The organism is Gammaproteobacteria bacterium, from assembly GCA_035279405.1.
GTDB lineage: Bacteria > Pseudomonadota > Gammaproteobacteria > Natronospirales > REEB76 > REEB76.
The window spans coordinates 73294-88392 of record DATEHU010000033.1 but is presented as its reverse complement, the minus strand read 5'-3'; the positions used below and the strand labels follow the sequence as shown (position 1 = coordinate 88392).

Annotated in this window: 11 protein-coding genes; 10 read left to right on the top strand and 1 reads right to left on the bottom strand. The window is 58.9% G+C overall.

All coding sequences use genetic code 11. The features are described 5' to 3' along the window. The first annotated feature begins 29 nt into the window (after window positions 1-29). The 6 genes from VJR90_07000 to VJR90_06975 all read left to right on the top strand — a co-directional run bounded on the left by VJR90_07000 (window position 30) and on the right by VJR90_06975 (window position 4390). A complete protein-coding gene (locus tag VJR90_07000) occupies window positions 30-1415 on the top strand; it encodes a cytochrome b N-terminal domain-containing protein (GenBank protein HKV97213.1) in 1386 nt (461 codons plus the stop codon). Beyond that, the gene (locus VJR90_06995) at window positions 1412-2155 is read left to right on the top strand and encodes a cytochrome c1 (GenBank protein HKV97212.1); all 744 of its coding nucleotides are present in this window, start codon (window positions 1412-1414) and stop codon (window positions 2153-2155) included. Before VJR90_07000 ends, VJR90_06995 begins: the two co-directional genes overlap by 4 nt. Before the next feature lie 81 nt (window positions 2156-2236). After that, entirely contained in the window at window positions 2237-2839 is a 603-nt protein-coding gene (locus tag VJR90_06990; protein ID HKV97211.1) for a glutathione S-transferase N-terminal domain-containing protein, read from the top strand. A gap of 45 nt (window positions 2840-2884) precedes the next feature. Then, window positions 2885-3289, top strand: a complete 405-nt coding sequence (locus VJR90_06985) for a ClpXP protease specificity-enhancing factor (GenBank protein HKV97210.1) — start codon at window positions 2885-2887, stop codon at window positions 3287-3289. A gap of 58 nt (window positions 3290-3347) precedes the next feature. After that, window positions 3348-3878: a DUF4442 domain-containing protein gene (locus tag VJR90_06980; GenBank protein HKV97209.1), complete on the top strand. Its 531-nt coding sequence runs from the start codon at window positions 3348-3350 to the stop codon at window positions 3876-3878. After that, window positions 3875-4390 (top strand): O-acetyl-ADP-ribose deacetylase, encoded by a 516-nt coding sequence (locus VJR90_06975; GenBank protein ID HKV97208.1) that lies wholly within the window; start codon window positions 3875-3877, stop codon window positions 4388-4390. The genes VJR90_06980 and VJR90_06975 overlap by 4 nt, the downstream gene beginning before the upstream one ends. Before the next feature lie 35 nt (window positions 4391-4425). Here the strand turns inward: VJR90_06975 and VJR90_06970 are convergent, their stop codons facing one another. Continuing rightward, on the bottom strand, window positions 4426-6477 hold the full coding sequence (locus tag VJR90_06970) for a thioredoxin domain-containing protein (GenBank protein HKV97207.1): 2052 nt from the start codon (window positions 6475-6477) through the stop codon (window positions 4426-4428). 323 nt (window positions 6478-6800) lie between these two features. Between VJR90_06970 and VJR90_06965 the strand changes: the two genes are divergently transcribed. The 4 genes from VJR90_06965 to VJR90_06950 all read left to right on the top strand — a co-directional run bounded on the left by VJR90_06965 (window position 6801) and on the right by VJR90_06950 (window position 15092). Further along, window positions 6801-7991 carry a class I SAM-dependent rRNA methyltransferase gene (locus VJR90_06965; protein ID HKV97206.1) on the top strand — a complete coding sequence of 397 codons (1191 nt, stop codon included), beginning with the start codon at window positions 6801-6803 and terminating at the stop codon, window positions 7989-7991. Window positions 7992-8082: 91 nt separating this feature from the next. Continuing rightward, complete coding sequence (gene lgt / locus VJR90_06960; GenBank protein ID HKV97205.1) at window positions 8083-8949, top strand: prolipoprotein diacylglyceryl transferase; 867 nt, start codon at window positions 8083-8085, stop codon at window positions 8947-8949. Continuing rightward, window positions 8949-9743, top strand: coding sequence for a thymidylate synthase (locus VJR90_06955; protein HKV97204.1), 795 nt, complete (start codon window positions 8949-8951; stop codon window positions 9741-9743). Before lgt ends, VJR90_06955 begins: the two co-directional genes overlap by 1 nt. A gap of 201 nt (window positions 9744-9944) precedes the next feature. After that, entirely contained in the window at window positions 9945-15092 is a 5148-nt protein-coding gene (locus tag VJR90_06950) for an AAA family ATPase (protein ID HKV97203.1), read from the top strand. The last annotated feature ends 7 nt before the right edge of the window (window positions 15093-15099 follow it).

The following is a 15099-nucleotide window of genomic DNA, read 5'->3' as shown; positions in this document are numbered from 1 at the left end:
TGCGCGAGTGGATTGACGCGCGCTTCCCGATGTCGTCGACCTGGAAGAAACACGTCGCCGAGTATTACGCGCCCAAGAACTTCAACTTCTGGTATTTCTTCGGCTCGATTGCGCTCCTGATCCTCGTGAACCAGATCCTCACCGGGATCTTCCTGGCGATGAATTACCAGCCTTCCGCCACGGGAGCGTTTGCCTCGGTGGAATACATCATGCGCGATGTCAACTGGGGCTGGCTGCTGCGCTACATGCATTCGGTGGGCGCCTCGCTGTTCTTCGTGGTGGTGTACCTGCACATGTTCCGCGGCGTGATGTACGGCTCGTTCAAGAAGCCGCGCGAACTCATCTGGATTTTCGGGGTGCTCATCTACGTAGCGCTCATGGCGGAGGCTTTCATGGGCTACCTGCTGCCCTGGGGGCAGATGTCCTACTGGGGCGCGAACGTGATCCTTTCGCTGTTCGGGGCGATTCCCGGCATCGGCAATGCCATCGAAACCTGGATCAAGGGCGACTTCGGCGTTTCCGGCATTACCCTCAACCGTTTCTTCGCGCTGCACGTGGTGGCGGTGCCGCTGGTGCTGCTCGGCCTGGTGCTGTTCCACCTGATCGCGCTGCACGAAGTGGGCTCCAACAATCCCGACGGCGTGGAGATCAAGAAGCACAAGGACCCGGCGACCGGCATCCCGCTCGACGGCATCCCGTTCCATCCGTACTACACCATGAAGGATATCTGCGGCGTGATCGTGTTCATCGCGATCTTCTCCGCCATCATCTTCTTCGCGCCTGGCATGCACGGGCTGTTCCTGGAACCGTCCAATTTCGAACCCGCCAATCCACTCAAGACCCCGCCCGACATCCATCCGCTGTGGTACTTCGGACCCTACTACGCGATCCTGCGCTCTATCCCCAACAAGGATCTGGGCGCGCTGGCACTGCTGGTGGCCATCGTGATCCTGTTCTTCCTCCCGTGGCTGGATCGCAACCCGGTGAAGTCCATCCGCTACCGCGGCTCACTGTACCGCTGGGTATTGGTGCTGTTCGCCGTGACTTTCCTGGTGCTCGGTTACATCGGCATGCAACTCGCCACGCTGTTCTGGGCGGAGATCGGCCAGCGGCTTTCGGAGTTGTACTTCCTGTTCTTCGTGGCGGCGTGGGTGTATTCCCGGCCGCGCTCGCGCGTTTTTCTGATCAGCACCTTCGTGGTGGTAATGATCATCATCTCGTTGCTCGACTGGATGAGCTGGGTGCCGAGCATTGCGCACCTCAAGATGTGGTCGTGGCTGATTCCGTTCGGCTACTGCGTGATTTTCCTGTTGTGGCCGGCAGTCATACCCAGGCTCATGCAGCCCAAGCCGGTGCCGGAGCGTGTGCGGACCAAAGCGCGGCACGAGACTCACGTGGGGGTGGCGGCCGAATGAAGAACATCATCGTATGCGCACTGCTGTTGGCGCTGCTGCCGCTGGCGGTCCGCGCCCAGGACGAAGGCGTGAAGCTGCAGGCCGCCAACGTGGACGTGAGCAACACCGCGTCCTTGCAGCGCGGCGCGAAGTTCTTCGTGAACTACTGCATGGGTTGTCACTCGGCCCAATACGTGCGCTATAACCGCGTCGGCCAGGATCTGGGCCTCAGCGACCCGCAACTCGAAAGCTATCTGATGTTCGGCGGCGGCAAGGCCACCGATACCATGGTCAGCGCCATGCCGCAGGCGGATGCGATCAAGTGGTTTGGCGTGGCGCCGCCGGACCTGTCGCTGGAATCACGCATCCGCGGTGACGACTGGATTTACACTTACCTGAAATCCTTCTATCTGGATCCCAAGAGCGCGACCGGGGTCAACAACACGGTATTTCCACACGTCGCCATGCCGGACGTGCTGTGGGAGCTGCAGGGTACGCAACGCGCGGTATTCACCACGGTCAAGAACCCCGACGGCAGCAGCTATCAGGTGTTTGACCATTTCGAACAGGTCACGCCCGGCAAAATGACGCCGGCCGAGTTCGACAAGGCCGCCCGCGACATCACCAGTTTCCTTGCCTACATGGGCGATCCCGTCAAGCTCACCAGTCTCACGCTCGGCCTGCGGGTCATCGGATTCCTGGTGGTGTTTTTCATCATTGCGTATCTGCTCAAGCGCGAGATCTGGAAAAAAGTACATTGATACGCCAGCACCCGGACTCCTGACATGACACGCCCACAAGCGCATTCGGACGAGCAGGTTCCTGCACACACCCCTACTGCCATGACCTTGTATTCGCGAGCCACGGATCCGCATTGCCACCGCGTACGCCTGGTGCTGGCGGAAAAAGGCATTGCCATGGACATCGTCAACATCGAGGGCAGCAAGCTGCCCGAGGATCTGCTGGAACTCAATCCCTACAACAGCGTGCCCACGCTCGTGGACCGTGAACTGGCGCTCTACGAGCCGCGCATCATCATGGAATATCTGGACGAGCGCTTCCCGCACCCGCCGCTGATGCCCGTGGACCCGGTGGCGCGCGCGCGCTTCCGCCTGGCGCTGTATCGCATCGAGCGCGACTGGTATGCGCTGGTGGACGACATCGAGCGTTCCCCCGGCAAGCCGCACTTGCGCGCGCGCAAGCTGTTGCGCGAGGGCTTGCTCGCGGCTACCGATGCGTTTGCCGTCAAACCGTTCTTTCTGAGCGACGAGTTCTCGCTGGTGGATTGCAGCCTGGCGCCGATCCTGTGGCGCTTGCCGCGCTATGAGATCGACATTCCTGCCCAGGCCAAGGCGCTGCAAAAATACGCCGAGCGCCTGTTTCACCGCCCGGCGTTCAAATCCAGCCTTACCGAAGCCGAGCGCGAAATGCGCGACGACATCTGAACGGCGCCGAGCGGGCCCGATTCGGCGCACACACCGGCGTTGCCCATGCTTTCCCGCAAGCCCTATCTGTTGCGCGCCATGCATCAATGGATCGTGGACAGCGGCCACACGCCGCATATCGTCGTGGATACGGGTGTCGTGGGCGTACAGGCCCCCGCAGGGTACGCGCAGGACGGCAAGCTGGTGCTCAACCTGAGCCATACGGCAACGCGCGGACTGGATCTGGGGAATAACCAGCAGCTGGAATTCGAGACGCGCTTCGGCGGCGTGTCGCGCCACGTGAGCGTGCCACTGGACGCCGTGCTCGCCATTTACGCGCAGGAAACCGGTCAGGGCATCGTGTTCGGACCGGAAGAGGAACCGAAGCCCGGCGCTCCCGCGCCGGTCGGGAGTGACAAGTCACGCAAACCTGCCGCTGGCAAAAAGCCCAGCCTCAAGGTCGTAAAATGAATTTCGTTTCCTTGTCCCTTCTCCCCCTTCAAGGGGGAGAAGCCGGGATGAGGGGGACTTGAATACGCAGCGCGCGCCAGCAGCAGCCATGGACAATCCCATTCCCAGCCAACTCAACCGCACCGTGCACAAGCTTGGCAAGCTGCGGCCCTCGCTGCGCTGGCGGGTACTTACCTGGGCCTTCGGCAAAAACGTCCCCTTCATGCACACCGCACGCCTGCAGTTCCTGGAACTCGGCGAGGAACGCGCACTGCTCTTTTTGCGCAATCGCAGACGTGTGCGAAACCACATCGGCTCGGTGCACGCCGCGGCCGTGGCCTTGCTCGCGGAGACCGCCAGCGGCACGCTGCTTACCATGAACCTGCCGGAAGACCGCGTGCCGCTGCTGAAGAGCATGCAGCTCGAATATCTCAAGCGCGCCCAGGGCGACCTGCTGGCCGAGGCGACGTTGGAGGCCGGTGCGCGCACGCGCGTGCGCGCCGAGGAGAAAGGCGAAATCGTGGTGCCCGTCAAAGTCACAGACCAGAGCGGAGTGGAACCCATGCGCTGCCGCATGCTGTGGGCCTGGGTGCCGAAGCATCGTCCGTGATCAAGGTCATCCAGTACGACATTACCGACCTCGACGTGGAGGCGGTCGTGAACGCCGCCAACACCACGCTGCTCGGCGGCGGCGGCGTGGACGGCGCCATCCATCGCGCTGCCGGCCCGGAACTGCTGGAAGCCTGCCGCAAGCTCGGTGGCTGTCCAACCGGCGAAGCGCGCATCACGCCGGGATTTCGCCTCAAAGCCAAGTGGGTGATCCATGCCGTCGGCCCGGTGTGGCGCGACGGTGCATACGGCGAGCCGCAGTTGCTGGAGAGCTGTTACCGCAGCGCCTGCATGCTGGCGATGGACGCCAAAGCCCGCAGCATTGCCTTTCCGTGCATCAGCACCGGAGTGTACCGCTATCCGAAGCCGGAGGCTGCGCGTATCGCGCTCAAGGTCATGCACGACTGCGACGGGAAATTCCGCAGCATCGTGGCCTGCTGCTTCGATGCCGAAAACGCCGCGATTTATCGCAAGTTGCTGGGTCCGTCGCCGCGACCGGATGACGACGCGTAACTCAGCGTAGCGCGCGGCTATCCGCCCAGTGCGTCTTAGAGCGATGCGAGTTCTTCTAGGGTCTCGATGGGCAATGAGCACTGTGTACCACGGCATACATAAGCACAGGCATCTCCGCGTGGCGCACATTGCGCCAGCAAGCCCATCAGATTCTCAGCATCGCTGGGAATTGCCAGCACAATCCGTCGCGGATCGAATTTCCGGTCCAGCTGCTTTTGCCACGCGTGCAGCTTGTCTGCCTTGCCCCGCACTACGACCATAGTCGGCGGTTCGAGGGCGTCTTGGAGCGCCAGCAGCATGCTGGCGTGAGCTTCGGGATAACGGTTTACCGACGGTAGCGCGGCTTTGACCGTGCGTTCGGCCGCGTCGAGATAGCGTGGCTCTGCACACACATGACCGAGCCGCAGCAGAACGCGGGCGGCCACCGCGTTGCCGGCGGGCAGCGATTCATCGCTGAAGGTCTTGGGACGATACAGCGGGATGTCCTGATCGTTGGCCGTGAACCAGAAGCCTCCGTGTTCTTTGTCTTCGAAGCGTACCAGCAGGCCATCGGCTAACTGGCGGGCAAAGCCGAACAATTCGCTGTCCCAGCGGGCTTGCAGAAGTTCCAGCACGCCATCCAGCAGCAAGGCGTAATCGTCCAGATAGGCCGGCAGCCTGGCCTGACCATCGCGCCAGGAAGCCAGCAGTTGGCCGTCACGGCAAAGATGCCCGCGCACGAAACGGGCGGCGCGCTCTGCGGATTCGACAAATCGCGGCTCGTCGAGCAGACGGCCGGCCAGTGCCATGCCGCGGATCATCAGGCCGTTCCAGGCGGTAAGCACCTTGTCGTCGAGGCCGGGGCGTACGCGCTTGCGCCGCGCTTCCAGCAATTTCCGCCGCGTGGATTCCAACACCGCCTGATCCTTCGCTCTCACCGATGGGGGAGAGGGGGTAGCTATCTGTGGCACGTACAGATGCCAATGGCCCTCAAAATTCGGCGGTTGGTCCAGTCCATAGCGCGGTGCAAACGCGGCGAATTCTTCTGGGCTCAGCAGTGCGCGGACCTCCTCTTTGTCCCAGATGTAATACTTGCCTTCGTGGCCTTCGGAATCCGCGTCCAGGCTGGAATAGTAGCCGCCCTGCGGCGACTGCATCTCGGCCATGACCCATGCGGCCGTCTGCTTGGCGATGTCCGCATAGAAGCTGCTACCGGTGAATTTTGCGGTTTGTGCATACAGGGCGAGCAGCGGCCCGTTGTCGTAAAGCATCTTTTCGAAGTGCGGGATCATCCAGGCTGCATCGGTTGAGTAGCGGCAGAAGCCGCCGCCCAACTGGTCGTAGAGGCCGCCCTGGGCCATGCGCGTGAGCGTGGTTTCCACCATGGTCCGGCTGCGGTTTGCGCTCTGCGCGTCGGAGTCCGCATCGGCGGCGTGCCACAGCAGGAATTCCAGGCTTGGCGCATGCGGGAACTTGGGCGCACGCCCGAAGCCGCCGAAGCGCGCATCGAAGCTTTCCGTGAGCGAGCGGTAAGCCGCTTCCAGCGGAGCGCGCGTCAATTCCCCGGCGGAAGTGGCGGTTTCGCCGGCGCTGCGCTGGATTGCGTCGCGGAGCGCGGCGTTTTGTTGCCGCAGCTCGTCGCGATGCTCGCGGTAAAACTGTGCGACGCGCTCCAATACTTCCCTGAAACCGGGCATGCCGTAGCGCGGTTCGCGCGGGAAATAGGTGCCGGCGAAGAACGGCGTAAGGTCATCGGGCGTGAGGAACACCGTCAATGGCCAGCCGCCGCCGCGCTGCACAAGCACCTGGTGCGCGAGCTGATATACGCGGTCCAGGTCCGGGCGTTCCTCGCGGTCCACCTTGATGTTGACGAACAGCCGGTTCATGAGCGCGGCGGTGTCGGCATCCTCGAAGGATTCGTGCGCCATCACGTGACACCAGTGGCAGGCGGAGTAGCCGATGGAGAGCAGGATCGGTTTGTTTTGCGTGCGCGCCAGAGCCAGGGCGTCCGCGTTCCACGCGTGCCAGTCCACGGGGTTGTGGGCGTGTTGCAAAAGATACGGACTGGTTTCACCAGCCAACCGGTTGGCGTGTGCTGGATTGCTCATGGAATTGATCGCGTTGATACAATGCGGAACACTATAAGCCCTTGGAGCACTCAACAAAATTGACACACAGTACAAATCCCCCCGCGCGAAGCGCGTCCCCCTTTTCAAAGGGGGCAAGGGGCGAAGCCCCGAGCGGGCAGCCATGGGCACATCGCGAAGCGATGTGCGGGAGACCAGGGATGGGTCTCCCTGGACCTGAACACGACGCAGGATGGCAGAGTGCTCAGGGCTGCCCTGGACTTTCGCACGAAGCACGATTGCGAAGTGCGAAAGAGGGGGGATTTCAAGTCCCCCGGACCGCGAGCGAATAAGGGGATAAAAATATGCTGCCGTCGCTGATATTGAAAAAGAATGCACACCGGCGCCTGCGGACCGGTCACCTGTGGGTGTTCAGCAACGAAGTGGACACCGCGCGCACACCGCTCACGGCGTTCGGCCCCGGCGATGCGGTGGAAATACGCGACCACGGCGGCCGTTTTCTCGGCAGCGGCTATGTCAATCCCAATTCGCTCATCTGTGCGCGCATCCTGTCGCGGGACGAGCGCCATCCGCCGGACAGCGCATGGCTGGTGCAGCGCCTGAACCTTGCGCTGGCGCTGCGCGCGCAGCTGTATCCGCGGCCGTTTTACCGGCTGGTGTTCGGTGAATCCGACGGCTTGCCGGGTCTGGTGGTGGACCGTTATGGCGAGGTGCTGGTGGCGCAGATCACCACCGCCGGCATGGAGCGGATGAAAGATGACATTGTGGCGGCGCTCGCCACGGTACTTAAACCGGCCGGGATTCTGTGGCGCAACGACGTGAGCATCCGTGAGCTGGAAGGCCTGCCGCTGTATACCGACACCGCGTATGGCGAGGTGCCTGAACGGGTGATCGTCGAGGAGCACGGGCGGAAATTCGAGATAGTGCTCGCGGGTGGCCAAAAAACCGGCTGGTTCTTCGACCAGCACGACAATCGCGGCCGGCTGGCGCGATACGTCTCCGGCCGGCGCGTGCTGGACGTGTTCAGCTACGTGGGCGCGTGGGGAATTCAGGCGCTGGCGTGGGGAGCGCGCGAGGCACTGTGCATGGACAGCTCGGCCGGCGCGCTGGCGCTGGCGGAGCACAATGCCGCGCTCAACTCTGTGCGCGTCGGCGTGCACAAGGCGGATGCCTTCGACGGCCTGCGCGCCCTGCATGCGGCCGGCGAGAAATTCGACGTGGTGATTCTCGACCCGCCGGCTTTCGTCAAGCGCAGGAAGGATCTGGCAGCCGGCCGCGATGCCTACCGGCGCCTGAATCAGCTGGGCATGCAGTTGCTGGCGCACGACGGCCTGCTGATCTCCTGCTCATGTTCCCATCATCTGCCGGCGGACGAACTGGTGGCGGCGATTCAGTCTGCCGCCCGCCATCTGAACCGCGAAGCGCAGCTGCTGGAGCGCGGCGCACAGGCCGCGGATCATCCGGTGCATCCGGCGATTCTCGAAACCGCGTACCTCAAGGCGTTTTTCGTGCGTGTCCTGAGTGAGCCGCACTAGCGGCGACCGGGAGCACAGGGATGATCATGCGAGCAGATTCGTCGCGTGGATCGCGCGGAAATTCACAGCTTGTCGCTTAAAATAGCCACCCATGCTCACCTATCCCGATTTCGATCCGGTCGCTTTCAGCCTCGGCCCGCTCAAGGTGCACTGGTACGGCATTACCTACCTCATCGGCTTCCTGGGTTGTTACCTGGCCGCGCGCCTGCGGGTGTCGCGCCGCTACGCCAGCGGCTGGACCGCGGAGCAGGTGGGCGATCTGCTGTTTTACGTGGCGCTCGGCGTGGTCATCGGCGGGCGCATCGGCTACACGCTGTTCTACGCCTACACGCCGGAGGGTCAGTGGCTGGAATGGCAGAATCCGCTGTACATCTTCCAGGTCTGGGACGGAGGCATGTCGTTCCACGGCGGCCTGCTCGGCGTGCTGGTTGCGGTCGCGCTGCTTGCGCGCAAGTATCACAAGCACTACTTCGACGTGGTGGATTTTTCCGCGGTGGTGGTGCCCATTGGGCTGGCGGCCGGCCGTATCGGCAATTTCATCAACGGCGAATTGTGGGGCAAGATTTCCACGACGCTGCCCTGGGCCATGCGTCTGCCGTGCACCAACACGCGATTCACCGGCGGTGAGTATTGCCGCGATGCCGTCAACGGCTTCAGCCTGCCGCGCCAGCCGACCCAGCTGTATGAATTCCTGCTGGAAGGCGTGGTGATGTTCGTAGTGCTGTTCGTGTTCACCATGAAACCGCGCCCGCGCATGGCCGCGTCCGGCCTGTTTGCGCTGCTGTATGGCTGTTTCCGCTTTGCGGTCGAGTTCGTACGCCTGCCGGACCCGCAGTTCGGCTATCTGGCGTTCGGCTGGATGACCATGGGCCAGATTCTATCGCTGCCGTTGATCGCGGTCGGCATCGTGCTGCTGGTGTTGGCCTACCGGCGCAAATCGACTGCAGAGAGCGCCTGATGCGGCAGTATCTGGAACTCATGCGTCACGTGCGCGACCGCGGCGCACGCAAAAGCGACCGCACCGGCACCGGCACGCTGTCGGTATTCGGTTACCAGATGCGCTTCGATTTGGCCGGTGGCTTCCCCGCCGTGACCACCAAGAAACTGCATTTTCGCTCCATCATCTGCGAACTGCTGTGGTTCCTGCGCGGCGATACCAATACTGGCTATTTGCACGAGCACGGTGTGAGTATCTGGGACGAGTGGGCCGACGAGCAAGGCAATCTCGGCCCGGTGTACGGCTATCAATGGCGTTCCTGGCCGGCGCCGGACGGGCGCCATATTGATCAGATTTCAAAGGTCCTGGAGCAGTTGCGCAGCAATCCGGATTCACGCCGCCTGATCGTGAGCGCCTGGAACGTGGCGGACCTCGACAAGATGGCTTTGCAGCCTTGCCACGCATTCTTCCAGTTCTACGTGGCGAACGGCCGGCTTTCCTGTCAGCTCTACCAGCGCAGCGCCGATGTTTTCCTCGGCGTGCCGTTCAACATCTGTTCCTACGCGCTGCTCACCCACATGCTCGCGCAGCAGACCGGCCTGCAGCCGGGCGAATTCATCTGGACCGGCGGCGATTGCCATTTGTATGTCAATCATCTGGAGCAGGTGGATGAGCAGTTGACGCGCAAGCCGTATCCCCTGCCGACGCTGGTCATCAAGCGCAAACCGCCCACGCTTTTTGATTACCGTTTCGAGGATTTCGAGATCGCCAATTATCAATCGCATCCGGCCATCAAGGCGCCGGTAGCGGTGTAGGAAGGTTTCATGCTGGGGAAATTCTGATATGTTTGTGTGGTCATTGCTATTTGACGGCTTAAAATCAAGAAACCCTCACCACCTTAAGCATCGCCAATCCACTAAACTCACTCAATTGATCAGACATTCCCAAGCTTAAAATCAGACAGGGATAATTGAGATCAGTGGATGCGGCGCTAAGCCAATTAAGTGATAGATGGCATGAACAACGAGTCAGAGGAACCGGCTGAGCCGCAACGGGAACGCGTCGCCGGATCACCCGATGATTCACAACAAGTTGCCGTCTCTAGCCCGGCAGCAACCGGCGGTGCTGGCACATTCTTTGAGCAACATGTTGATGCTTACTGGCTTGCGCAGCTTCTAGTTAGCGCCACCCCACCAATATTCACCGATAGCACGGTCATACAGGTTGACCTCCAGACTGAGCACCTAGGCTGGAATACCGACGATTTCCTAGTCACAGTTCGAGACTCCAGCCACAAGTGCCACAAGCTTATCGGTCAAGTAAAACGCAAGGTAACTGTCGGTGTATCAGATGAGGATTTCAAAAAGGTAGTATCCGACTGGTGGGATGACTTCAACAACAAGAGTCTGTTTTTACCGGGCACCGATCGTCTTGTATTGGCTACGCTGCGAGGCACAAATGCCCTGCTCGAGCATTTCACTGGCCTTCTTGATTGCGCAAAAGCCGCATCTTCTGCCGACGATTTCGAACGTCGCTTGGCCATTCCAGGGTTTGTAAATAACAAAACTGTAGATTACTGTAAGGTAATCCAACAATTGGTAGGACAATTGGTCGGAGAAGCACGATCAGCATCCTCGATTTGGGCCTTCCTCAAAGCAATCGACGTTCTGGTCTTGGACCTGCACACCTCTACTAGTCAGTCAGAAGCTTCCATCAGGTCGCTTCTTGCCTATACCACGAAAGATGCGGATCCAGTCGCGACAGCAGGCGCGACTTGGAATCAACTTCTGACTATTGCAAGTCAAGGGATGGCTACTGCACGTAGCTTTAAATTAGGTGATCTGCCAGAGGCTCTTACCTCTCGCCATGGAGGCATCGGCACTGCCGAGAACGCTCTACTAACGACTCTTAGAGATCATTCCAACGTTATCTTGGATGGTATTAGGTCGACCATTGGTACTGATTTGCACTTACCGCGAGCTGCCCTTGTGCAGCGGGTAATGGGCGAGTTGACCGCAAATCAGATCGTATTGATTTCGGGTGCTGCAGGTTCCGGTAAGTCTGTTGTCACTAAGGATGTAATGGCAACGTTATCGAGAGAGCACTTTATATTCTGCTTCAGAGCAGAAGAATTTAAATCCACACATCTCGATACAACGCTTCGCTCAATTGGTGTAAACGTGTCGGCGGCTGCTCTTGGTGCGACCATGGCGTCACAGACAAGCAAGGTACTCTTGGTCGAAAGCATTGAGCGCCTGCTTGAGGCATCGACACGTGACGGTTTCTCCGACCTCCTCACACTTATCGCGAAGGATAAGAGTTGGCGTCTTGTTCTGACTTGCCGCGAGTACTCGACGGACTTGGTAAGAACAGGTTTGCTCGGCGCATCAGCACACACTGTAATGGCGATTCCGCAGCTTGGCGACGATGAACTAACAGAAGTGGAGTTAGCATACCCAGCCCTCAAGAGACCAATGGCCGACCCCGCCCTGCGTAGGTTGCTACGCAATCCATACGTTTTAGACAAGGCACTCCGCATTAATTGGGCATCGACTTCAGCGCTGCCCCAGGACGAGCGCGGATTTCGGGACCGGTTCTGGCGAGATATTGTCAGGGTCGACCACCAGACTGGCAATGGGATGCCACGGAAGCGCGAGCAGGTCTTCATGGAAATAGCGGTACGAAGAGCGAGAGCACTGGCGCTCTACGCTCCGTGCGGTGATCTAGATCCGGCCGTTCTGGAGCATTTACGCAGTGATTCCCTGGTCGCCGGACCTTCACATTCCCAGATCCTAGTTGCACCGGCGCATGATGTTCTTGAGGACTGGGCGATTTTGCAGTGGGTCGAAGAACAGTACCTTAGCTCGCACGAGTCCCTTCAGGTGCTAGCGACCGCCCTTGGCACCTACCCGGCAATTCGTCGAACCTACCGGAAATGGATCGGAGAACTGCTGGAGTCGAGCGACCGGGCGTCCAACCAGGTCTTCGAGTCTGTTATTCGTGGCGCCGGGTATACGCCGCAATTTGTCGATGACACGCTTGTAGCTCTATTACATTCGCCGAAGTCCTCAGAGTTTCTTGCGAATCACAAAGCCGAGCTCTTTGATGACGAATTCAAGCTCTTGTTCAGAGTTATCCATCTCCTCCGCGTCGGATGCGTAACCACGCCATGGTGGGTGCAGGCGACCGGGAGTAAGGCCTCACTTTTTGCCATTCCAGATGGACCTGCGTGGGCAAGCGTTCTAAAACTCGTTGCCGACAATCTGGACGCATTTGGCGAAAATCATCGTGTACAACTTCTGGGTTTTATTGAGGATTGGACGCGAGGTGCAAGTTTCGATACACCCTATCCACCTGGGCACGAGTCTGTCGCTGCAGTCGCATTTTGGATTCTAGAAGGTGTCGCCGGTAACTACCTTTGGGGAGACCAACAAAAGAAGGTATTCGAGGTAATCGCGCGTATTCCCAAGTCCGCCGAAGACAAGTTCACACAATTGTTGGAAGGGACACGTGAAGACGAGGATCGGGACCGTGTGTCCGAGGAATTCCAACAGTTGATCTATACCGGTTCGGAAGGGTGGCCCGCGGGGCGTGATCTTCCAGCCACGATTGCACGGACAATGCCCAAGTATCTCTTGTACAGCGAGGAAGAGATCACATCCGTCCGTCACGATATGTATGACCATGAGCTTGAGGGACTATTCGGAATAAAGCACGGAAGGACTCATGGGTTCTTTCCGGCTAGCGCCTACCATGGACCACTGTTCCTGCTTCTTAGGGCGGATGGGCGAGTCGGGCTGAAGTTAGTTATAGACATGATCAATCACTGCACTGAGTGGTATGCGAATCCCCGCGTCGAGCATGAATTCATTGAGCTCCCAGAGCGGATTCGCCTGGAGTTCAGCGACGGATCGCACGTGGAACAATGGTGCAACGGGCGCCTTTGGGGTGCATATAGAGGCCTGCACGTATCGTCATATGTCTTTCAATCAATTCTAATGGCTTTCGAGCGATGGCTTCTTGAGTACGCTGAGCAATACCCAAGGCAATTGGATAAGTTGCTTCTTGGAATCCTGAAACGATCAACGTCGGGTGCAATAACTGCCGTCATCGCCGGTGTCGCAACATCACGCCCACACGACTGTGGGGAAACGCTGCTAGTACTTCTGAAGTCACCGGCATGCATGTCACTCGACCGATCGAGGATGGCGGGCGAGTCGCAGACTACTCATATGTACGGCTTGTTTGGCGATGGAATGATTCCCAGCAATAGAGTGTATGAGGACGAAAGAAAGGCCTCCAATGCCTTGCCTCATAGGCAAAAGGATCTTGAAGACGCGATTGCGAATCTGCAGCTTGGGCCGCTTCGGACACGTGTGCACGCCATCTTAGACGAGCAGCTTAGTTCGTTTAGGCCAGTTGCGGAGCAAAGTGAAGAGGACCGCGTCCGTCGGTTGGCACTTCATCGAATGGACCTTCGTCAATACACTCTGTCAGAAGAGAGGGTTGAAATAACTGGGGCGGACGACGATGCGAAGGGGCATCAAGGTAGCTACGTCAAATTGGAGCCTAAGGCTCCGGACGTTGATATCCAGGAGGTTATTGATAGAAATCAAGCCAAGCAGAACTCCAATAACAGACGCATGAAGCTGTTCATGTGGGGCAAGAAAGCATACGACCATGAGCTTGATCTAAGCGAGAAGTCCTCTCAGTGGCAAACCATGTTAGATGAGGCACGTCAGTTAGAGAGTGGTACGGGCGAATATGATGTGCTCATGCGAGACGGGTGGCGCGGGTACGTGGCCGCCGTGTGTACAAGGGACTATTGGAATGAAATGACTTCACCTCAGAAGGACTGGTGTCGAGAGGTTATCTGTGCCGAGGTGGAGCGAGAGTCCGACAACTGGGATGAAACCGCACGAGTGCAACGGTTTGCCATGGGTGGTGACAGACCAAGTGCCTGGGCAGTATCACGCCTACGGACCTATGAGCTTACGGACGAACAGCTGAGCCAAGTGACGAGAGCACTCGCCGCGGCGATCACGCATCCTGTCTTTGAGGTCAAATGGTTTGCGGTCGTTGGTGTAAGCAACAATCTATGGGCTAGAAGCCCCGATCTGGCTGACCGTTGTGTGCGCGCCCTCGCGACCGAAGCGCTGAAGCTAGACGAGGCCATTGAAGCGGCAAGAGCCACGCGCACCTTTGGGGCGATGGACTACCCCAAGATATCGGTAGCAGTCGCCGACCATGTTCGGCAGGGCTTCATTGGAGATACGTTATCAGCAGACGCATACCAGCGACTCAACATAGGGAAGGGACACGGGGCGGATGCGAATGCCCAAATATTGGCGATTTACAACTATGACCCTAACACTGAAGCAGCCGTGGCCGCGTATTTGCGCACAGCGCGCACACTGGTGGATTGGTGGGATGCTGACGACAACAAAAAGGGTCGACATCGGGAGCGAGGGACGGAAGCAGAATCACAGAACAAAGACATGCTTTTCCAATATGTTATTCGTGCCACCGTCAAAAATGCGAGCACAGTAATGGCACCTATCATCGAGGCAGTTGATAGGCATCCGGACGAGATTCAGTGGGTATTGTCCGGACTTCTGTCGGCAGCTGACAGGGTAACAAATGTTGGGGCCTATTGGGATGTGTGGCGACTCTTTGCGGATCGTATAGAGAAGAGCAGATGGATTACGCATATCGACGATAGATACACGACCGGTGCAAACACTCTATTTGCTCTTTTTCAGGTCACAAAGTGGAAGGAAGGCGTGCGCCACTGGCACGGCTTGGACGGGCATGAAAGCCTCGTTCCTGAGCTTTTCACTAGACTGGTGCCTTCAGCAACGGCACTTGAGGCATTTAGCGACTTCTTGTATTACATTGGAGAGAAAGCTCTTCCGGGCGCCTTCGTTCGTATCGCCGAGAAGATTGCGGCTGGGGACGCCAGCCACATGCTTCGCAAGGGGAACACGCGGTTCCTGCTCGAAGTTGTACTCCAACAATTCGTTTACGGGCGACCTGCTAAGTTGAAGCGAGATCCAGTTCTTAGAAACGCAGTCATGCGCATTTTGGACAGTCTTGTTGACAATGGGTCATCGGCAGCCTTTAGGATGAGAGACGATTTTGTGACTCCAATGATTGCTCAATGAAATACAA

Coding starts and splice junctions, on each gene's coding strand:
- VJR90_07000 (HKV97213.1), top strand. CDS start 30: ATGTCGTCGACCTGGAAGAAACACGTCGCCGAGTATTACGCGCCCAAG.
- VJR90_06995 (HKV97212.1), top strand. CDS start 1,412: ATGAAGAACATCATCGTATGCGCACTGCTGTTGGCGCTGCTGCCGCTG.
- VJR90_06990 (HKV97211.1), top strand. CDS start 2,237: ATGACCTTGTATTCGCGAGCCACGGATCCGCATTGCCACCGCGTACGC.
- VJR90_06985 (HKV97210.1), top strand. CDS start 2,885: ATGCTTTCCCGCAAGCCCTATCTGTTGCGCGCCATGCATCAATGGATC.
- VJR90_06970 (HKV97207.1), bottom strand. CDS start 6,477: ATGAGCAATCCAGCACACGCCAACCGGTTGGCTGGTGAAACCAGTCCG.
- VJR90_06965 (HKV97206.1), top strand. CDS start 6,801: ATGCTGCCGTCGCTGATATTGAAAAAGAATGCACACCGGCGCCTGCGG.
- lgt (HKV97205.1), top strand. CDS start 8,083: ATGCTCACCTATCCCGATTTCGATCCGGTCGCTTTCAGCCTCGGCCCG.
- VJR90_06955 (HKV97204.1), top strand. CDS start 8,949: ATGCGGCAGTATCTGGAACTCATGCGTCACGTGCGCGACCGCGGCGCA.
- VJR90_06950 (HKV97203.1), top strand. CDS start 9,945: ATGAACAACGAGTCAGAGGAACCGGCTGAGCCGCAACGGGAACGCGTC.